The organism is Streptococcus mitis, from assembly GCF_000722765.2.
GTDB lineage: Bacteria > Bacillota > Bacilli > Lactobacillales > Streptococcaceae > Streptococcus > Streptococcus mitis_AQ.
The window spans coordinates 1-16,816 of the sequence record NZ_CP028415.1 but is presented as its reverse complement, the minus strand read 5'-3'; the positions used below and the strand labels follow the sequence as shown (position 1 = coordinate 16,816).

General features: G+C 36.8%; 14 protein-coding genes, 1 tRNA gene and 1 rRNA gene. All 16 read right to left on the bottom strand.

Going from position 1 to position 16,816, the window contains the following annotated elements; translation table 11 throughout:
* Positions 1–57 precede the first annotated feature (57 nt).
* Positions 58–1,563, bottom strand: a 16S ribosomal RNA gene (locus SK637_RS00075).
* Between the two features lie 241 nt (positions 1,564–1,804).
* Positions 1,805–1,876, bottom strand: a tRNA-Glu gene (locus SK637_RS00070).
* 93 nt (positions 1,877–1,969) lie between these two features.
* Positions 1,970–2,449 carry a hypothetical protein gene (locus SK637_RS00065; protein ID WP_033688066.1) on the bottom strand — a complete coding sequence of 160 codons (480 nt, stop codon included), beginning with the start codon at positions 2,447–2,449 and terminating at the stop codon, positions 1,970–1,972.
* Between the two features lie 120 nt (positions 2,450–2,569).
* On the bottom strand, positions 2,570–4,528 hold the full coding sequence (gene ftsH / locus SK637_RS00060; RefSeq protein WP_033689632.1) for an ATP-dependent zinc metalloprotease FtsH: 1,959 nt from the start codon (positions 4,526–4,528) through the stop codon (positions 2,570–2,572).
* A gap of 15 nt (positions 4,529–4,543) precedes the next feature.
* Positions 4,544–5,086: a hypoxanthine phosphoribosyltransferase gene (gene hpt / locus SK637_RS00055; RefSeq protein WP_033689631.1), complete on the bottom strand. Its 543-nt coding sequence runs from the start codon at positions 5,084–5,086 to the stop codon at positions 4,544–4,546.
* Positions 5,087–5,090: 4 nt separating this feature from the next.
* Positions 5,091–6,368: a tRNA lysidine(34) synthetase TilS gene (gene tilS / locus SK637_RS00050; RefSeq protein WP_033689629.1), complete on the bottom strand. Its 1,278-nt coding sequence runs from the start codon at positions 6,366–6,368 to the stop codon at positions 5,091–5,093.
* Positions 6,365–7,633: a serine hydrolase gene (locus SK637_RS00045; protein ID WP_033689627.1), complete on the bottom strand. Its 1,269-nt coding sequence runs from the start codon at positions 7,631–7,633 to the stop codon at positions 6,365–6,367. Before SK637_RS00045 ends, tilS begins: the two co-directional genes overlap by 4 nt.
* Positions 7,626–7,748 carry an SP_0009 family protein gene (locus tag SK637_RS10215; RefSeq protein WP_020902316.1) on the bottom strand — a complete coding sequence of 41 codons (123 nt, stop codon included), beginning with the start codon at positions 7,746–7,748 and terminating at the stop codon, positions 7,626–7,628. Before SK637_RS10215 ends, SK637_RS00045 begins: the two co-directional genes overlap by 8 nt.
* A gap of 4 nt (positions 7,749–7,752) precedes the next feature.
* Positions 7,753–8,121 (bottom strand): septum formation initiator family protein, encoded by a 369-nt coding sequence (locus SK637_RS00040; RefSeq protein ID WP_000041905.1) that lies wholly within the window; start codon positions 8,119–8,121, stop codon positions 7,753–7,755.
* A complete protein-coding gene (locus SK637_RS00035; RefSeq protein ID WP_001234978.1) occupies positions 8,114–8,380 on the bottom strand; it encodes an RNA-binding S4 domain-containing protein in 267 nt (88 codons plus the stop codon). Before SK637_RS00035 ends, SK637_RS00040 begins: the two co-directional genes overlap by 8 nt.
* Positions 8,381–8,437: 57 nt before the next feature.
* Positions 8,438–11,941 (bottom strand): transcription-repair coupling factor, encoded by a 3,504-nt coding sequence (mfd, locus tag SK637_RS00030; protein WP_033689625.1) that lies wholly within the window; start codon positions 11,939–11,941, stop codon positions 8,438–8,440.
* A complete protein-coding gene (gene pth, locus SK637_RS00025) occupies positions 11,942–12,511 on the bottom strand; it encodes an aminoacyl-tRNA hydrolase (protein WP_033689622.1) in 570 nt (189 codons plus the stop codon).
* A gap of 72 nt (positions 12,512–12,583) precedes the next feature.
* Positions 12,584–13,699 carry a redox-regulated ATPase YchF gene (gene ychF, locus SK637_RS00020; protein ID WP_004269823.1) on the bottom strand — a complete coding sequence of 372 codons (1,116 nt, stop codon included), beginning with the start codon at positions 13,697–13,699 and terminating at the stop codon, positions 12,584–12,586.
* An 84-nt stretch (positions 13,700–13,783) separates the two neighbouring features.
* Positions 13,784–13,978, bottom strand: coding sequence for a DUF951 domain-containing protein (locus SK637_RS00015; protein WP_000285186.1), 195 nt, complete (start codon positions 13,976–13,978; stop codon positions 13,784–13,786).
* Between the two features lie 64 nt (positions 13,979–14,042).
* Positions 14,043–15,179, bottom strand: a complete 1,137-nt coding sequence (gene dnaN, locus SK637_RS00010; RefSeq protein WP_033689620.1) for a DNA polymerase III subunit beta — start codon at positions 15,177–15,179, stop codon at positions 14,043–14,045.
* 158 nt (positions 15,180–15,337) lie between these two features.
* On the bottom strand, positions 15,338–16,699 hold the full coding sequence (gene dnaA, locus SK637_RS00005) for a chromosomal replication initiator protein DnaA (protein WP_033689618.1): 1,362 nt from the start codon (positions 16,697–16,699) through the stop codon (positions 15,338–15,340).
* Positions 16,700–16,816: the final 117 nt, after the last annotated feature.

Here is a 16,816-nt window from a genome sequence, read left to right as displayed (position 1 = left end):
AGTCATAAACTCTTATTAATACTACAGCGTTTTCGGTTTATTTTCTTGTTACTATTTGATATAGATATTCAATTTCCAGCTGAGCTAAGGCCCCACAAGACCTCTCAAGACTAAACAAGACCAACTCCTTACGGTTACCTCACCGACTTCGGGTGTTACAAACTCTCGTGGTGTGACCTGTGTACCGGGAACGTATTCACCGCGGCGTGCTGATCCGCGATTACTAGCGATTCCGACTTCATGTAGGCGAGTTGCAGCCTACAATCCGAACTGAGACTGGCTTTAAGAGATTAGCTTGCCGTCACCGGCTTGCGACTCGTTGTACCAGCCATTGTAGCACGTGTGTAGCCCAGGTCATAAGGGGCATGATGATTTGACGTCATCCCCACCTTCCTCCGGTTTATTACCGGCAGTCTCGCTAGAGTGCCCAACTGAATGATGGCAACTAACAATAGGGGTTGCGCTCGTTGCGGGACTTAACCCAACATCTCACGACACGAGCTGACGACAACCATGCACCACCTGTCACCTCTGTCCCGAAGGAAAGCTCTATCTCTAGAGCGGTCAGAGGGATGTCAAGACCTGGTAAGGTTCTTCGCGTTGCTTCGAATTAAACCACATGCTCCACCGCTTGTGCGGGCCCCCGTCAATTCCTTTGAGTTTCAACCTTGCGGTCGTACTCCCCAGGCGGAGTGCTTAATGCGTTAGCTACGGCACTAAACCCCGGAAAGGGTCTAACACCTAGCACTCATCGTTTACGGCGTGGACTACCAGGGTATCTAATCCTGTTTGCTCCCCACGCTTTCGAGCCTCAGCGTCAGTTACAAGCCAGAGAGCCGCTTTCGCCACCGGTGTTCCTCCATATATCTACGCATTTCACCGCTACACATGGAATTCCACTCTCCCCTCTTGCACTCAAGTTAAACAGTTTCCAAAGCGTACTATGGTTAAGCCACAGCCTTTAACTTCAGACTTATCTAACCGCCTGCGCTCGCTTTACGCCCAATAAATCCGGACAACGCTCGGGACCTACGTATTACCGCGGCTGCTGGCACGTAGTTTCTGGTAAGATACCGTCACAGTGTGAACTTTCCACTCTCACACTCGTTCTTCTCTTACAACAGAGCTTTACGATCCGAAAACCTTCTTCACTCACGCGGCGTTGCTCGGTCAGACTTCCGTCCATTGCCGAAGATTCCCTACTGCTGCCTCCCGTAGGAGTCTGGGCCGTGTCTCAGTCCCAGTGTGGCCGATCACCCTCTCAGGTCGGCTATGTATCGTTGCCTTGGTGAGCCGTTACCCCACCAACTAGCTAATACAACGCAGGTCCATCTGGTAGTGATGCAATTGCACCTTTTAAGTAAATGTCATGCAACATCTACTCTTATGCGGTATTAGCTATCGTTTCCAATAGTTATCCCCCGCTACCAGGCAGGTTACCTACGCGTTACTCACCCGTTCGCAACTCATCCAGAGAAGCAAGCTCCTCCTTCAGCGTTCTACTTGCATGTATTAGGCACGCCGCCAGCGTTCGTCCTGAGCCAGGATCAAACTCTCATTAAAAGTTTGAGTTCTCACTCATTTCTGTCACTGACAGATTTATTGTTTTTTCATTGTTCAGTACTATAACCTTAGTTATAGCGCCCTGCACATTGGTTCGTCTTGTTCAGTTTTCAAAGGTCTTTGTCACTTGCTTCTCTCAAGTGACAACTATATTAGTATATCACAGCTGCTTTTTCTTGTCAACACTTTTTTGAAACTTTTTTGAACTTTTTTCATCAAGTGTTCCATCCGCAACATACCATAGTCCGTACGGGATTCGAACCCGTGTTACCGCCGTGAAAAGGCGGTGTCTTAACCCCTTGACCAACGGACCGGAGCTGTTATTTTCAACTCTTACTATTATACCGACTTTTCATACTTTGTCAACACCTTTTTTTATCTTTTTTCATTTTTTTTGCATAGCTTCTTACCGAGTACGGATATCAAACTCCTTAAACACAATACGTAAGTCTCTTAATACTCTTTGACGCCCTCGGAAGCGTTCATGTCTTAAGACGCGTTCTAACTCTTCTTGTTTCTCTTTACTTTGTTTGTTTCTATAATCTCTTAGTGTCTCATGAAAGAGATAATAATCATCTATCCAGAGACCTCCCTCACTGATACGATGACTGATCTCACCTACTTCTTCATAAGGTTCTTTATCATATCTACGCTTCTGGCTTTCTTGTTTACGGATATGGTCTAAAATGCGATTACGGAATTTAGTTTTGAAATATTTACGTAAGCGTGGAAGATCTTCTACTAGCTCTTCTTCTCTACTAATCAATTCATGCAAGCAAATCATCCCCTCTTGGTCCCAATCCGATAGCTCCCATAAATGCAAGTAATATTCCTTTCTACTCTTATATACAATTCCCTGGACTTCTTTATACAATTCTTTAAACATTATGTTCCCCTTTCTAGATACAGTTTAACAGATTCAGAAACACTTTTGTCCCATTTCCCCCATTCTGTTCCCTACACCGTCTAAACTGCACAAAAAAGAGAGGACATGCCTCTCTCAGGGTTATTTTTCGTCATTCATTTTTGACTTCACTTCATCATAAGATAATGCATGTGATTCCTCTTCTACGGTTTCAGGCATCTTTCCTGTTTCGTAAAGAGATTTAATTTGCGTACTATCCAATGTTTCGTATTTCAATAATGCTTCTGCAATCAACTTGTGAGTTTCACGGTTTGACTGAATAATTTCAGCAGCTTTATTTCGTGCTTCATTTAATAATGAACGAACCTCTTCGTCAATTTCATAAGCTGTTTGTTCTGAAATTGATTTTTGAGGACTCTGTGCACCAAACATAGCATGGTTTCCTTCATATTGTACTGGGCCAAGTTTTTCACTCATACCGTACTCTGTAACCATTGCACGCGCCATTTGTGTCGCTTGTTCAAAGTCGTTTGAAGCTCCTGTAGTTTGGACATTAAAGATAATTTCTTCAGCTACACGTCCACCCATTAAGCCAGCCAATTGCTCTTTCATATCTTCCTTAGAAAGAAGCATTTGGTCTTCCTTAGGAAGTGCAATCATATATCCGCCGGCACGTCCACGTGGTACGATGGTAACTTTATGAACAACACGAGCATTCGATAAGACTAAACCAACAATGGTATGTCCAGCCTCATGGTAGGCAACCAATTCACGTTCTTTTTGTGAAACTGTCTTATCTTTCTTAGAAGGACCAGCAATAACTCTATCTTCTGCTTCATCAATATCTGAGGCATCAATTATCGATTTATTGCGACGAGCAGCGACTAAAGCAGCTTCATTCAATACATTCTCTAAATCAGCACCAACAAAACCTGGAGTTTGTTGAGCAACTAATTTCAAATCAACATCTTCTGCTAAAGGCTTGTTCTTAGCATGAACTTTCAAGATTGCTTCACGACCTTTAACATCAGGGCGACCAACCAAGACTTTTCTATCAAAACGTCCTGGACGTAGAAGGGCAGGGTCAAGTACATCTGAACGGTTTGTCGCAGCAATGACGATAATCCCTTCATTTCCTTCAAAACCATCCATCTCAATCAAAAGTTGGTTCAAGGTTTGTTCACGTTCGTCATTTCCTCCGCCAAGACCAACTCCACGTTGACGTCCAACAGCATCAATTTCATCGATAAAGATAATAGCTGGTGCTGCTTTTTTGGCATCTTCAAAAAGAGAACGAACACGACTAGCTCCAACTCCGACAAACATTTCTACAAAGTCAGAACCTGAAATACTAAAGAATGGAACACCTGCTTCTCCGGCGACTGCTTTAGCAAGCAAAGTTTTACCTGTTCCCGGAGGTCCCTCCAACAGAACACCTGCTGGAATACGGGCTCCAAGTTTTGTAAATCGTTTTGGATCTTTTAAAAATTCAACAACTTCAACTAGTTCTTGTTTTTCTTCCTCAGCTCCAGCAACATCTGAAAATCTTACTTTAATATCTTCTTTATTTGCAGCTTTAGCCTTACTACGTCCAAAACTCATCGGGTTACGGCTATTATTTCCTCCCATATTTCCCATCATCGAGAAGAGGAAGAAGAAAAGAATACCGAATGGCACAATGGATACAAGAATATTAATCCACATACCACTTGAACTTTCATGCTTAACAGTTACTTCCGCTTTATGGTCAGAAGCAAGTTTTTGCAATTCAGATACTGTCGTATCTGAAGGAAGAATGATGCTTGAAAATTTCTCTACTGTTGTAGCAGAAGGAGAAAAGAACTGGATACCTGTTTCTTCTTTACTTGTTTTAGGATTTTTATAGACACCTGAAACTTCGATAACACTGCCATTTGGTTGGTAAGTCAATTCTTTTACATTGTCATCGGCAATTTCTTTTACCAATTCTGTATAATTAATTTGCTCACTTTTCCCTGCAACACTACCTGTACTAAAATACTGGTAAGCTGTAACTAGGAAAAAAATAAGTAATAACCATAGAAAAGGATTTTTAATTAAACCATTATTTTGTTTTTTCATTAAAAATTGTTCTTTCTAATTTGAATACACTTCTTCTTTCAATACTCCAACATAAGGAAGGTTACGATAATTTTCTTTGTAGTCTAACCCATAACCTACTACAAACTCATTTGGGATAGTAAAGCAAGTATAGTCAGCCTCAATTTCTACAACACGTCCCTCTGGTTTATCCAATAAGGTTGCAATCTTAACAGAAGCTGCATCTCTTGCAATAAACATATCTCGCAAATTCTTCAAAGTTTGACCTGTATCGATAATATCTTCTACAAATAGAACATGTCTTCCTTTAATATCTTGAGTCACATCTTGCTTGATATTGATGACACCACTACTTGCTGTTCCACCATGATAGCTAGAAACCATCATAAAGTCCATTTCAATATGTGTATCAATATTTTTGACCAATTCAGCCATAAAAGGAATAGATCCTTTTAAAATCCCGACTAAGATTGGATTTTTTCCTGCATAGTCTTTAGTGAGTTGAGCACCTAATTTTTTAGCAGCTTCTGTAATTTCATCGTGTGAAACGAGGATTTTTTTAATATCGTTTTCTAACATTTTTTTACCTATCTATTTTTTCTATATAAAGTACAGTGTTCATTATATCATTTTTCGTGTTTTTACTCAAATTACTGGTCGCAATTCCCAAAATTGAGACAATTTCACCAAATTGCTCAATAATCAGAGATGATTTTCGCTTTTCCATAGGGATTTTCAAATCAATAAATAGACGTCTGAGTTTTTTTCTATGCCCATTTTGAATCAAAAAATCTCCTGTTTTTCGATGACGAATGTGTATTGATGTTTCGCGTGAAACAGGTACTTGCTGAATTAATTCACCTTCTAAAGGAAGTCCAAAGGAAAATAAATAACCTTGGTAAGATACCTGATTTTGATAGTGTAACACAAGTTCATCTTCCTTTTCATCAGACTGAGGACTGATTTTACAAATCCGAAACTGTTGATATTCTTTTATCAATTCATAGCCATTTTTAAGCGGATGACGATACTGGCTTTTAGTTTTTAAAATTTGTCTAACTTCTTCAAACTGAGCTTTTGTAAGATTCAAATCTGGAAAACGATTCAGATAAGTTTGAAGTAAAACTCTTTGTGTAGACTCAGAGTAAGACAATAGCTGCTCTAAATTTTCTACATCAATATTCTTTGATAATTCAGCTATTGCCAAATCATAATCTAAAATTTCATTGCCGAGGCTTAAGATTGCATCTCTAAATCGAGGATTTTCTTTTTCTAATTCTGGTAAATAAGAATTTCGAATACGATTGCGAAAATAATGATTGTCCTTATTTGATGTATCTTCAAAGTGAAAAATTGGAGGAAAGTCTTTTTTCTGAAATTGCAAGAAGGGACGAATAAGTTCTATCTCTCCGACTATTTGCTTCTCCTTAATTCCTGATAGATAGCACAAACGAGTACCTCGAATCAAACGCATTAAAATAGTTTCCACTTGATCATCCGCATGGTGGGCAGTGACTAAGGCTGTCGCACCTGTCTTTTTCATGACCTCTTGAAAAAAATCATAACGAAAATCTCGAGCACGCGCTTCTGAAAATTCACCTAAAAAATTGCTGATATAAATAGGAAGCTCTGCTTCAGCAGCCAACTTCCTTAATTCCTTTTCTTCCCAATCTGATTCTACTCTCTGCTTATGATTCACATGAGCTAGAATCAATTCAATTTCTAACTCTTTTTGATAAGTAGATAATACCTTAAATAGAAACATAGAATCTAATCCACCAGAAAGAGCTAGCACCACCTTAGCATGATTTTTGAAATATTCCTTCTTGAGAAAATGATTTAAAAAATCTTGTTCCCTCATTTTAGAACCTCATAAACATCCTTGGCTATCTTAGAAATCGTATTATAATCAGAATTTTTAGTGAAAATAGAAAGAATAAATGGAGAATCTGCATAGACAACACCTGTATCATGCTTAAATTCATCCGCATCTCCAATTTTATGAGCTACTTTAACAGAAACATCTTTGGCAATTCTCTCATTATCAAAATCTGTTTTAGTCAAAGACTCTAGCACAAATCCATTTTGATTATAAATAGCTTCCATGACCTTCCCAGCCATTTTAGAAGAAATCAATTTTTCTTTTGGATCCCAATCATCTCCCATAATAGCAGACATCTTGGATTTAAATGTGGCATCAGATTGGTTTGAAATGTAATATCCCAATAAATTATGAGCTACATTATCAGATTCTTTTGATACTTTCGTAATTAAATCCTTTAGAGAATACTCTTTATTATCCTCTTTTTTAGGAAGACTACCACTTCCTTCTGGTTTATAGGAACCTGGAAAATCATTGACTGCAGATATGTATTTTATAGTCGTATCTAGCTGATAAAGACCTTCATTTATTTTTTCTTGCGTATAATAAAGATAAGGGAGTTTCAAAACACTAGCCGCATACATCTTTTCATCTTGATTGATACCAGCTTCTTTTCCAGTAGTCAGTTGCTTAACATAAATAGAAAATGAATCCTTCTGATATTTTTCCGATAACATTTCTTGGACTTTACTCATCCGATTATCTTCTTCAGAAGTTGATTCTTTAGCTACCCATCCAGCCTGATCAATATGTAGAAATTCTCTTCCTTCTACAAACATGGTCTTATCAATTGATACTTGCGAATAAGCTGATAAGGATGATTTCACTTCTTTTAAGTCATAAGGACTATTGTACAGTTTAAAATCAGATTCTAACCATACTTTTTTTATTGTTGGAGTTACCTCTGATTGATCATATAAAAATCGTTTGTCCGCAGCTATAAATTGATGATTTGATAGCTTAAACACTGGAATTCCTTGTTTATTTAAGCGCCACTCGGTTATTTGAAAACTTGTTTGGGGAGTCAATTTTCCAGTTTCTACCACTAAATCTTCATTTGCATAAACAGGAACCTCTCCATAAACCATTGGAGAACTTAATTTTTCTCTAAAATAAATACCAAAGTCAGATTGTGAAAGGTAATAAATTTCTTTCGAAGTATAGACAACTTCTTTTTCTGTGCTAACAACTTTTGAAATGGTCAAAAAACTTGGTAGCAACAAAATAATTAAGAACTTACGCATTCTTCCTTTCCTTTTCTTCTTGTAAACGCAATAATTGATTTTTATCAGACAACTCTTCTAGTTTTTCATCCGATAGACTCAAAAATTGCTCAATTACGTCTAATAAATTTTCCATTTCATCACCTTGGGAGCAAGTCAGGAATCGTATAAACAGCTTCCCGATTCTTAGAATAATAATATTTTGCACGCATGTATTTAGCAGCGTAATCTTCATCTTTCAACTTTGTGGCAAAAGCTGTCTCTTTCTCCTTTTCCTCACTCAAGGTTTGATACTGAGTTTGCAAGTCTGATAACTGTTGACGTCTTTGGAGTAATTGGTGATAACTTTGAGCAAGATTATAAGTTGGTAAAATGAACAATAAAATCATCAAAATAAGAACCCAACCCATGAAACGATTACGTTTTTGTCGTTCCTTCATCAGATAGCGACGACGTTGGTGTTCATTTTGAATAAAAGAATTATTCAATTGTACGATATTTTTAGACATTTTCTTCTACCCGTGTTTCACTGATAATTTCATACATTCCTGCTGCATCTTCTTTTTTTGTACTATCTTTCATCTCCAGTACTTTTACAAGTAGCAACTTATTGCCAAAGCGAATTTCAACTTGGTCATTAACTTTCAAGTCCGTTGAACTTTTAGCCAAAATTCCATTTACCTTAATTCTGCCTTTATCTGCTACTTCTTTTGCGACTGTACGACGCTTGATAATTCTTGATACTTTTAAATATTTGTCTAATCTCATTTTTATTACCTCAAATTATTATTGTACCATTTTTATCCCCTTTATAGAAGAAAAATGTTAAAAGGAATTGCCTTCTTTCAACACTTTTATCTCTAATAAACTTTCTCCAAAAATGAGCAGACCTTCTAAAATTTCATAGTCCTTCTTGTTTCGAACATCAAATACAACTTCCATTAATCCCTTATTCTCAGCGATGCCTGCTTTTAAGTTCGTTGCGGATAAAGCTTTAAAATAATCTTGAGCCAAGAACAATCGCTGAGTAATTTTTTCAAATTGAACTGTAATCTTATTTTCTTTTCTTTCCACACGTTGAACAAAGACCTTGTCCAAATATGACTTGACTAAACCAATCTCTAAAAGATAAGCAACCACATCTGGATATTCTCCAAAACGGTCCATCAGCTCTTCTTGTAACTCCTCATAATTGACACGATTGTCAATTTGACGAATTTTTTTATAAATTTCAATCTTATGTCGTTGGTCTGAAATATAAGTATCAGGAAGATAAGCATCAATTTGTAAAATCAATTCGGTATTACCTTTGGTTCTTGTTTTCCCATTACCATGTCGTTTAGCAATAGCTTCCTCTAATAACTGCGAATACAATTCAAAACCAACAGAATCAATGAAACCAGACTGGGATTTTCCTAAAAGATTTCCTGCTCCGCGAATCGAAAGATCTCGCATTGCAATCTTAAATCCAGAGCCCAATTCTGTAAATCCTTTAATCGCTTCTAATCTCTTCTCGGAGACTTCACTGATTGATTTTTCTGGACGATACATGAGATAGGCATAAGCAATACGATTACTACGACCGACTCTTCCTCTTAACTGATACAAGGTTGACAAGCCCATATGGTCCGCATTTTCAATAAATAAAGTATTGGCATTTGGAATGTCCACCCCTGTCTCAATAATGGTAGTTGTCACCAAAATATCATACTGACCTTCAATGAAATCCAGTAGAGTATTTTCTAACTGAATTTCACTCATTTGCCCATGAACATACCCAATCGAAGCCTCTGGAATCAACTCCTGTAATTTGGAAACCTTCTGATCAATCGTGTCAACCTTATTGTAAAGATAGTAAACTTGACCTCCACGCTCCATTTCACGCAAGACAGCATCACGAATCACACTATCATTCTTTTCTAAGACATAGGTTTGCACTGGATAACGATTAGTCGGCGGAGTTTCAATAACAGACAAATCTCTGATTCCCAGCATAGACATATGAAGGGTACGAGGAATTGGCGTTGCTGTCAAGGTCAGGACATCTACTTGTTTTTTCAGTTTTTTCAAGGTTTCCTTATGCTTGACACCAAATCGCTGTTCCTCATCAATAATCATCAAGCCCAAATCAGCAAACACAACATCTTTTGACAAAACACGATGGGTTCCAATCAAAATATCAACTTGACCCTTTTTCAATTTTTCAAGTGTTTCAGTCTGCTCTTTTTTACTTCTAAAGCGACTCAACACATCAATATTAACTGCAAAATTTTGGAATCGTTCCTTAAAATTCGTATAGTGCTGTTGCGCTAAAACCGTCGTCGGAACTAGAACGACAACCTGTTTGTGATCATTGACTGCCTTAAAGGCTGCACGCATAGCAACTTCAGTCTTTCCAAAACCAACATCCCCAACTAAAAGTCGATCCATTGGCTGAGAAGCCTGCATATCTCTCTTGATTTCCTCAACACTACGAAGTTGATCATCCGTTTCAACATAAGGGAAGGCATCATCAAAAGCATGTTGATCCTCATCATCAGCTGAGAAAGCAAAACCCTTCAACTGGCTGCGTTCAGAATAAAGTTTAATTAAATCGTCAGCTATATCCTCTACCTGGTTCTTAACTTTTTGCTTGGCTTTTTTGAAATGACCATCATTTAATTTATTGAGTTTAGGTGCTTTACCGTCACTTGAAACGTATTTGGAAAGTAGATGAATCTGTTCCACTGGGATAGAGATTTGATCCCCGTTTTGGTATTGAACACTAACATAATCACGGTGAATCCCTTTGATTTCAATTGTTTCAATCCCTAGATATTGACCAATTCCATGGATATGGTGAACAACGTAATCTCCTTTTTCAAGTTCATTGTAATCTTTTAATCTCTCTGCGTTTGAAACATGTTGTCTTCGAAAACGACGTTTCAATTTCTTTTGAAAAATCTCATGTTCAGTTATCAATAAAACCTTTTCATCTACAAAATGAAAACCATGTCTGAGATTACCCTCGATTAAATTTACAGATTCTTTACAAACACTTGACTTATCTCTAGAATCCAATTTAATCTGGTATTCCTCTAAAACATCCTCCAATGTTTTACTTCCCATTGAATTGCTAGACTGCAGGATAATAGTATAATCCATTTTTTTGTATCGCTCAATTTCTCCTTTTAGAAAAGAAAATTGATTGAAAAACTCCTGCATAGGATATTGATTAAATTGATAAATTTGGTCAAACTTGAGATTTCCTAACCCCTTTTGCAGATTAGAGAAAAAGGTAACCAGACTCTGTTTTTTATAGATTTGCTCTGTATCAGCAAAATACTGCATCTCAGAAAATGCTTTACTGTTCTGTAATTCTTCTGTAAAGTATTGTGCTAATTCTCTTTCAAATACTTCATACTGATTCATTAATTTTTGATAATCATCAAAGAATATTGGTATGTCTTTTTCAATATAATCAAAGACAGTCCATGTCTTTTCATAGCACAAAGATAAAAACTTCCGTGAATCTGAATGTATTTGTTTTTGGTGAAAACTTGAAAGAATTTCTTCTAGATAGGATTTCAAAATCGGTGATAACGTTTTTGAAATTTGTTTTTCTAAAGCTGACTGTCCTCGTTGATAATCCTTTTCTCTCAAAAGTATGTCGCTAGCTGGAAAGATTGTGAGTTCTGTCTTATTTTCTTTCGATAATTGTGTTTCGACTTCAAATGATCTAATACCATCGACTTCATCACCAAAAAACTCAATTCGGTAAGGTTCTAACTGGGATATTTCAAAAATATCTAAAATATCTCCTCGCAGACTAAATTCGCCTTGAGTTTGTACTTGCGTAACTTTTCGATAGCCAATTTCCTTTAACTGATGCATAAGTGCGTTTTGGTCATATTCTTCACCAACTACAATTTTTATAATGCTTTCTTTAAATCCAGTCGGAGAAGGTAAAAACAATCGACTTGCTGCGATATTACAAACTAAAATCCCTCTCTTAGATGAATCAGTCAAAAAACGTAAGGCTTCAACCCGTGAGATGATTTTTTCTTGTGAAGACATCAAAAACTCGACCATAGGGGAATCATCTACCAAAAATGGATAAACAAGTTCCTCACCCAAGATAGAGATAAGATCACTAACAAGTCCTTCTGCTTCTCCATAAGTGGACGTCAATAACACAATCTTATCTTCTTTTTCTAGACTACTTGCAATTGCAAGAGCTTTAGTAGACGTTGATAAACCAAGTATTAGTTGTCTTTTCTTATCTGTTAAACTTTGATTCCATTTTTTTATCTGATCATTTTCTGAGAATAAATCTAATAAGGTCACCATTTATCCGTTATACCTCTGCATCGTTTTTTCAAAGTTTTTCTCTTGTAAATAGTAGTTTACAGAATCGTCAACTTTGTCAATAGACTGTAAAATACCGATATAATCATCCTTGTCAAATGTACTCAAAACATGATGAACAACCGACATGCCATTTTTAGGTCTTCCGATTCCAATCTTAACACGATTAAAGGTCTGAGTCCCTATATGTTGAATAATAGACTTGATACCATTATGACCACCTGCTGATCCTTTTACTCTTAAACGAATCTTTCCAACTTCCATGTCAAGATCGTCGTAAATGACGAGTAAATCTTCAATATCCAAACCATAGTAAGTCAATAAAGCATGAACTGCTTTTCCACTTTCATTCATAAAGGTCGTTGGTTTGACAAGATAAATTTTTTCTCCATTGAAGAAAAAAGATGCTAGATCAGCTTGAAATATCTTATCGTGTGTAAAAGTGACATTCTGCTTCTTCGCTAGTTGATCAATCAACATAAAACCAACATTATGTTTTGTTTCAAAATATTTATCTCCTGGATTTCCTAATCCTACAAGTAATTTGGTCATTTATTTTTCCTTTCAAAAGCCAAAAGGGTTGGAATTTTTTTCCAACCTAATTGACACTATTCATTAATTTTTTTAGACATTAAAGCGGAATTCCATAATATCGCCATCTTGAACGATATATTCTTTTCCTTCTTCACGCAAGCGTCCAGCTTCTTTTACAGCCTTTTCAGATCCGTATTTCACTAGATCCTCATATGACATGGTTACTGCACGAATAAATCCTTTTTCAAAGTCTGAGTGGATAATACCAGCTGCTTGAGGAGCCTTCATACCACGTTTGAAGGTCCAAGCGCGAACCTCTTTTTCACCAGCTGTGAAGTAAGTTCCCAGTCCAAGCAAATGGTAAGCTGCACGAGTCAACTTATCAACGCCTGATTCTGTCAAACCAAGTGCTTCAAGAAACTCTTGCTTGTCTTCATCGTCTAACTCAGAAATTTCTTCCTCAGCACGCGCAGAAATAACAACTACTTCAGCATTTTCTGTCGCTGCAAATTCACGAATTTGTTTAACATAGTCGATAGAGTCAGGTTCTGAAACCACATCCTCGTCCACATTAGCAACATAGAGCACTGGTTTAGTCGTCAAAAGGAAGAGACCTTTGACAACTTTTTGTTCTTCATCTGTAAACTCGATTGTACGAGCTGATTTCCCATCTTCAAGGACTGGTTTAATCTTTTGAAGAACATTAAACTCGGCTACTGATTCTTTATCTTTTTGCGTACGTGCCATCTTTTCTACACGCGCATAACGTTTATTAACCGATTCTAAGTCAGCAAGAATCAATTCCAGGTTAATGGTGTCAATATCTGCAAGTGGATCCACAAAGGCATCTTCACGTCCTTGCTCGCGCATGACATTTTCATCATCAAAAGCACGAACTACGTGAACAATCGCATCTACTTCACGGATATTGGCCAAGAATTTATTACCTAACCCTTCTCCTTTTGAAGCTCCTTTTACAATTCCTGCGATATCTGTAAATTCAAATGTTGTTGGAACTGTCTTTTTAGGAGTAATCATTTCAGTTAGTTTTTGTAGGCGTTCATCTGGAACTTCTACCATTCCAACGTTTGGATCAATCGTCGCAAATGGGTAGTTTGCTGCCTCTGCTCCTGCTTTTGTAATTGCATTAAATAGTGTTGATTTACCAACGTTTGGCAAACCAACGATACCTGCTGTTAAAGCCATATTTTCTCATTCTCCCTTTTCATTTCAATCCCTAATATTATAACACAAAAAGGGAAAACTTGCTAACACTCTAACTAAGGGTTCTCAGTCAATAATTTTATTCATTTTTCGATCAAAATCATAGCGCCCCATCATGACAACATGGTCACAATTGCTACATTTGATTTTGATATCTGCTCCTACACGTGTAATTTCCCAACGATTAGCTTTTTTTCCTGTTGACTTGATTGTGCAAGCATGTGGTTTTTTCATTTCAACAAAATTTCCAACTTGATACATATTACTCTCCTTTTCTTTTTCGATTATATCATAAAAGAGGCGAGCTAGGCTCAACCTCTTTCACTTAATTTGTACGAACTGGGGTGATAAGTTGCATGAAGTCCTCTTCATTATCTGCTGGCACAAGAGTAAATGGACGAACAGCTGAGATAAAGCTAATGGTCACCTTTTCGCTATTTAAAGCCTTGAGTGAATCAATCAAGTAAGTTGGGTTGAAACTAATAGTCAAATCTTCACCAGTAACCTGATCAGTATCGATTTCTTCGTTTACTTTACCAACTTCTGGAGAGTGAACATGGGCGCTAACAACCCCATCTTTAATTTCAAGTTTCACAGTACCATTTTGAGTAGCACTTGATAAAAGACGAGCACGTTCCATTGACTGGCGTAAGTTTACAACATCAAAAGTAATAGTAGTATTAAAGTCTGTTGGAATCAAACGATCTGTATCAGGGTAGTTTCCTTCTAGGAGACGAGTGTAGAAGCTAATATTTTCGCTTCTAAAGAGGATTTGGTTATTAGCAAAGAAAATCTCTACAGTTTCGATATCATCTGTAAATACTGCTGAAAATTCGCGTAGAGAACGGCTAGGAATGACAACATCAAAATCATCACTATTTTTCTCAAGAGTTAATTTTTTCTGGCTTAGACGATGAGAGTCTGTTGCCACTGTTTTTAGCTCCTTGTGTTGACTCAATACAAAATGAACACCTGTTAAAATCGGACGACTTTCTTGTGTGCTTGCAGCAAAGGCTGTTTCATTGATAATTTTCTTTAGTAATTTTGTTTCAAGAATTAAAGGAGTGCTTGCTGAAATCTCTTGAATTCGTGGATATTGTTCGCTATCTTTTCCTTTTAAGGTAATTTCTGATTTGCCACTGGTTAAAACAATTTGATTTTGTTCAATTTCTTTAAAATCAAGAGTCACATCAGGTAGACTAGATACTACATTGATAAAGAAAGAAGCTTCAAGAAGAATCGAACCTAAAGAAGTAATTAACAAACCAGCATCTTCATTTTTTTGAGAAATAAAATTTTCAATTGAAATTTGACCATTTGAACCAATTAAAGTAACACCTTCATTGGTTACGTCAATTTTGACGGTTGATAAAATAGGAATGGCATTTTTAGAGCTAATAGCTCTCTTAGTAGTATTTAAGGCTTGTAGAAATAAATTTTTATTAATTGAAAAATGAATCATGGATTCTCCTTTATTTATTTTTAGTATTAGAAGGATAATAGTAATAATAGAGTCTGTGAAATCTGTGGAAAACAGACTTTAAACAAGTAATATCAAGTTTTTTGGTTTGTTTAAAAAATGTGGATAAAAAAGATAATAAAGTAAAAGTTATCCACAAGTTATTTAATTTTCTTTTTGATTGATTCAATTTCTAAACGTAAATTATCGTCTTCATCAATCAAAGATTTAATTTTGGCATGGGCATGAATGACTGTTGTATGATCTTTTCCCCCAAATTCCTTCCCAATTTTTGGAAGACTATTATCTGTTAGTTCTCTAGATAAATACATAGCCACTTGACGGGCTAACACAATATTTTGAAGACGTCTACTTCCCTTCATTTCTTTGACACTGACACCATAAAAGTTACCAACTTCATTTTGGATTTTATCAATTGGGATGACGAGCATTTGGCTAATATCTTGTTTACGTGCTCGAATAGCCTCTGCAGCGATATCGATAGTGATATCCTTAATCTTCTTCACTCGGGCAATTAAAGTGATGTCGTTGATTGCTCCTTCAAGTTCTCGGACGTTTGAATCAAATTGACCAGCTAGGTATTCTAGGGTATCACTTTGGAAATGGTAGTCTAAATGCTCTGTTTTACTTTGTAAAATGGCGATACGTGTTTCAAAGTCAGGTGGTGTGATGTTTTGCGTCAAGCCCCAGCTAAAGCGCGTGACAAGCCTTTCTTCAAGGCCCTCTAAGTGTTTAGGACTACGATCACTAGTCAGAACAATTTGTTTTTGATTGTTATGGAGAACATTGAAAGTATTGAAAAATTCTTCCTGAGTTGCAACTTTTTTTCCACTCAGCGATTGAATATCATCAATTAACAAGAGATCGAGACTACGATAGGTCTTTTTGAACTTATCCATTTCACCCAGTCTCAGGTGTTCAAGAAAGTCGTTGATAAAGCTTTCAGCAGGGATGTACTTTACACGCGCATCAGGAATATTTTTCAAAATCTCATTCCCAATGGCATTGAGTAAGTGAGTCTTACCAAGCCCAGGTCCTCCATAGATAAAAAGAGGATTATAGGTCAAGGCCAAATCTTCAGAGACAGCCAAGGCTGCTGATACTGCCCAAACATTTCCATCCCCTTGGATAAAATTATCAAAGGTATACTTTTCTTTTAATCCAGTATCCGAATAAGGAATAGATGCTAACTTTGGACTATAGTCATAGAGAGTTGAATTTGGAGCTTCTTCAACTTGTGGGATAATCGTATCTTGAGGCTTGGTGAAAATATAGTGGGGAGTTATTTCAGCATCATAAATTTCAAAACCAGCTACTACAATGATATCTTTTAGTTGTTTTTCCCAGACCATTTCCATTTCAGATCGTGGTAAAAATATAGTGGCAACATTTTCCTCTACCTTAATGAGTTCAGCTTGAATAGCATAGAAATCATACATGGATCGAGTTAGTCTTTCTTGTGCAAATTCTAATATACGATTCCAAAATTGTTTTTCTTTCAATCCTTTCTCCTCCTTTACTATTTAAAAGTTTAATGCTAGATTTATTTTACCATAGATAGCAAGAATTTTCCACAAGCTGTGAAAAATAATCCACAATGTTACCAAGTTTTATCCACA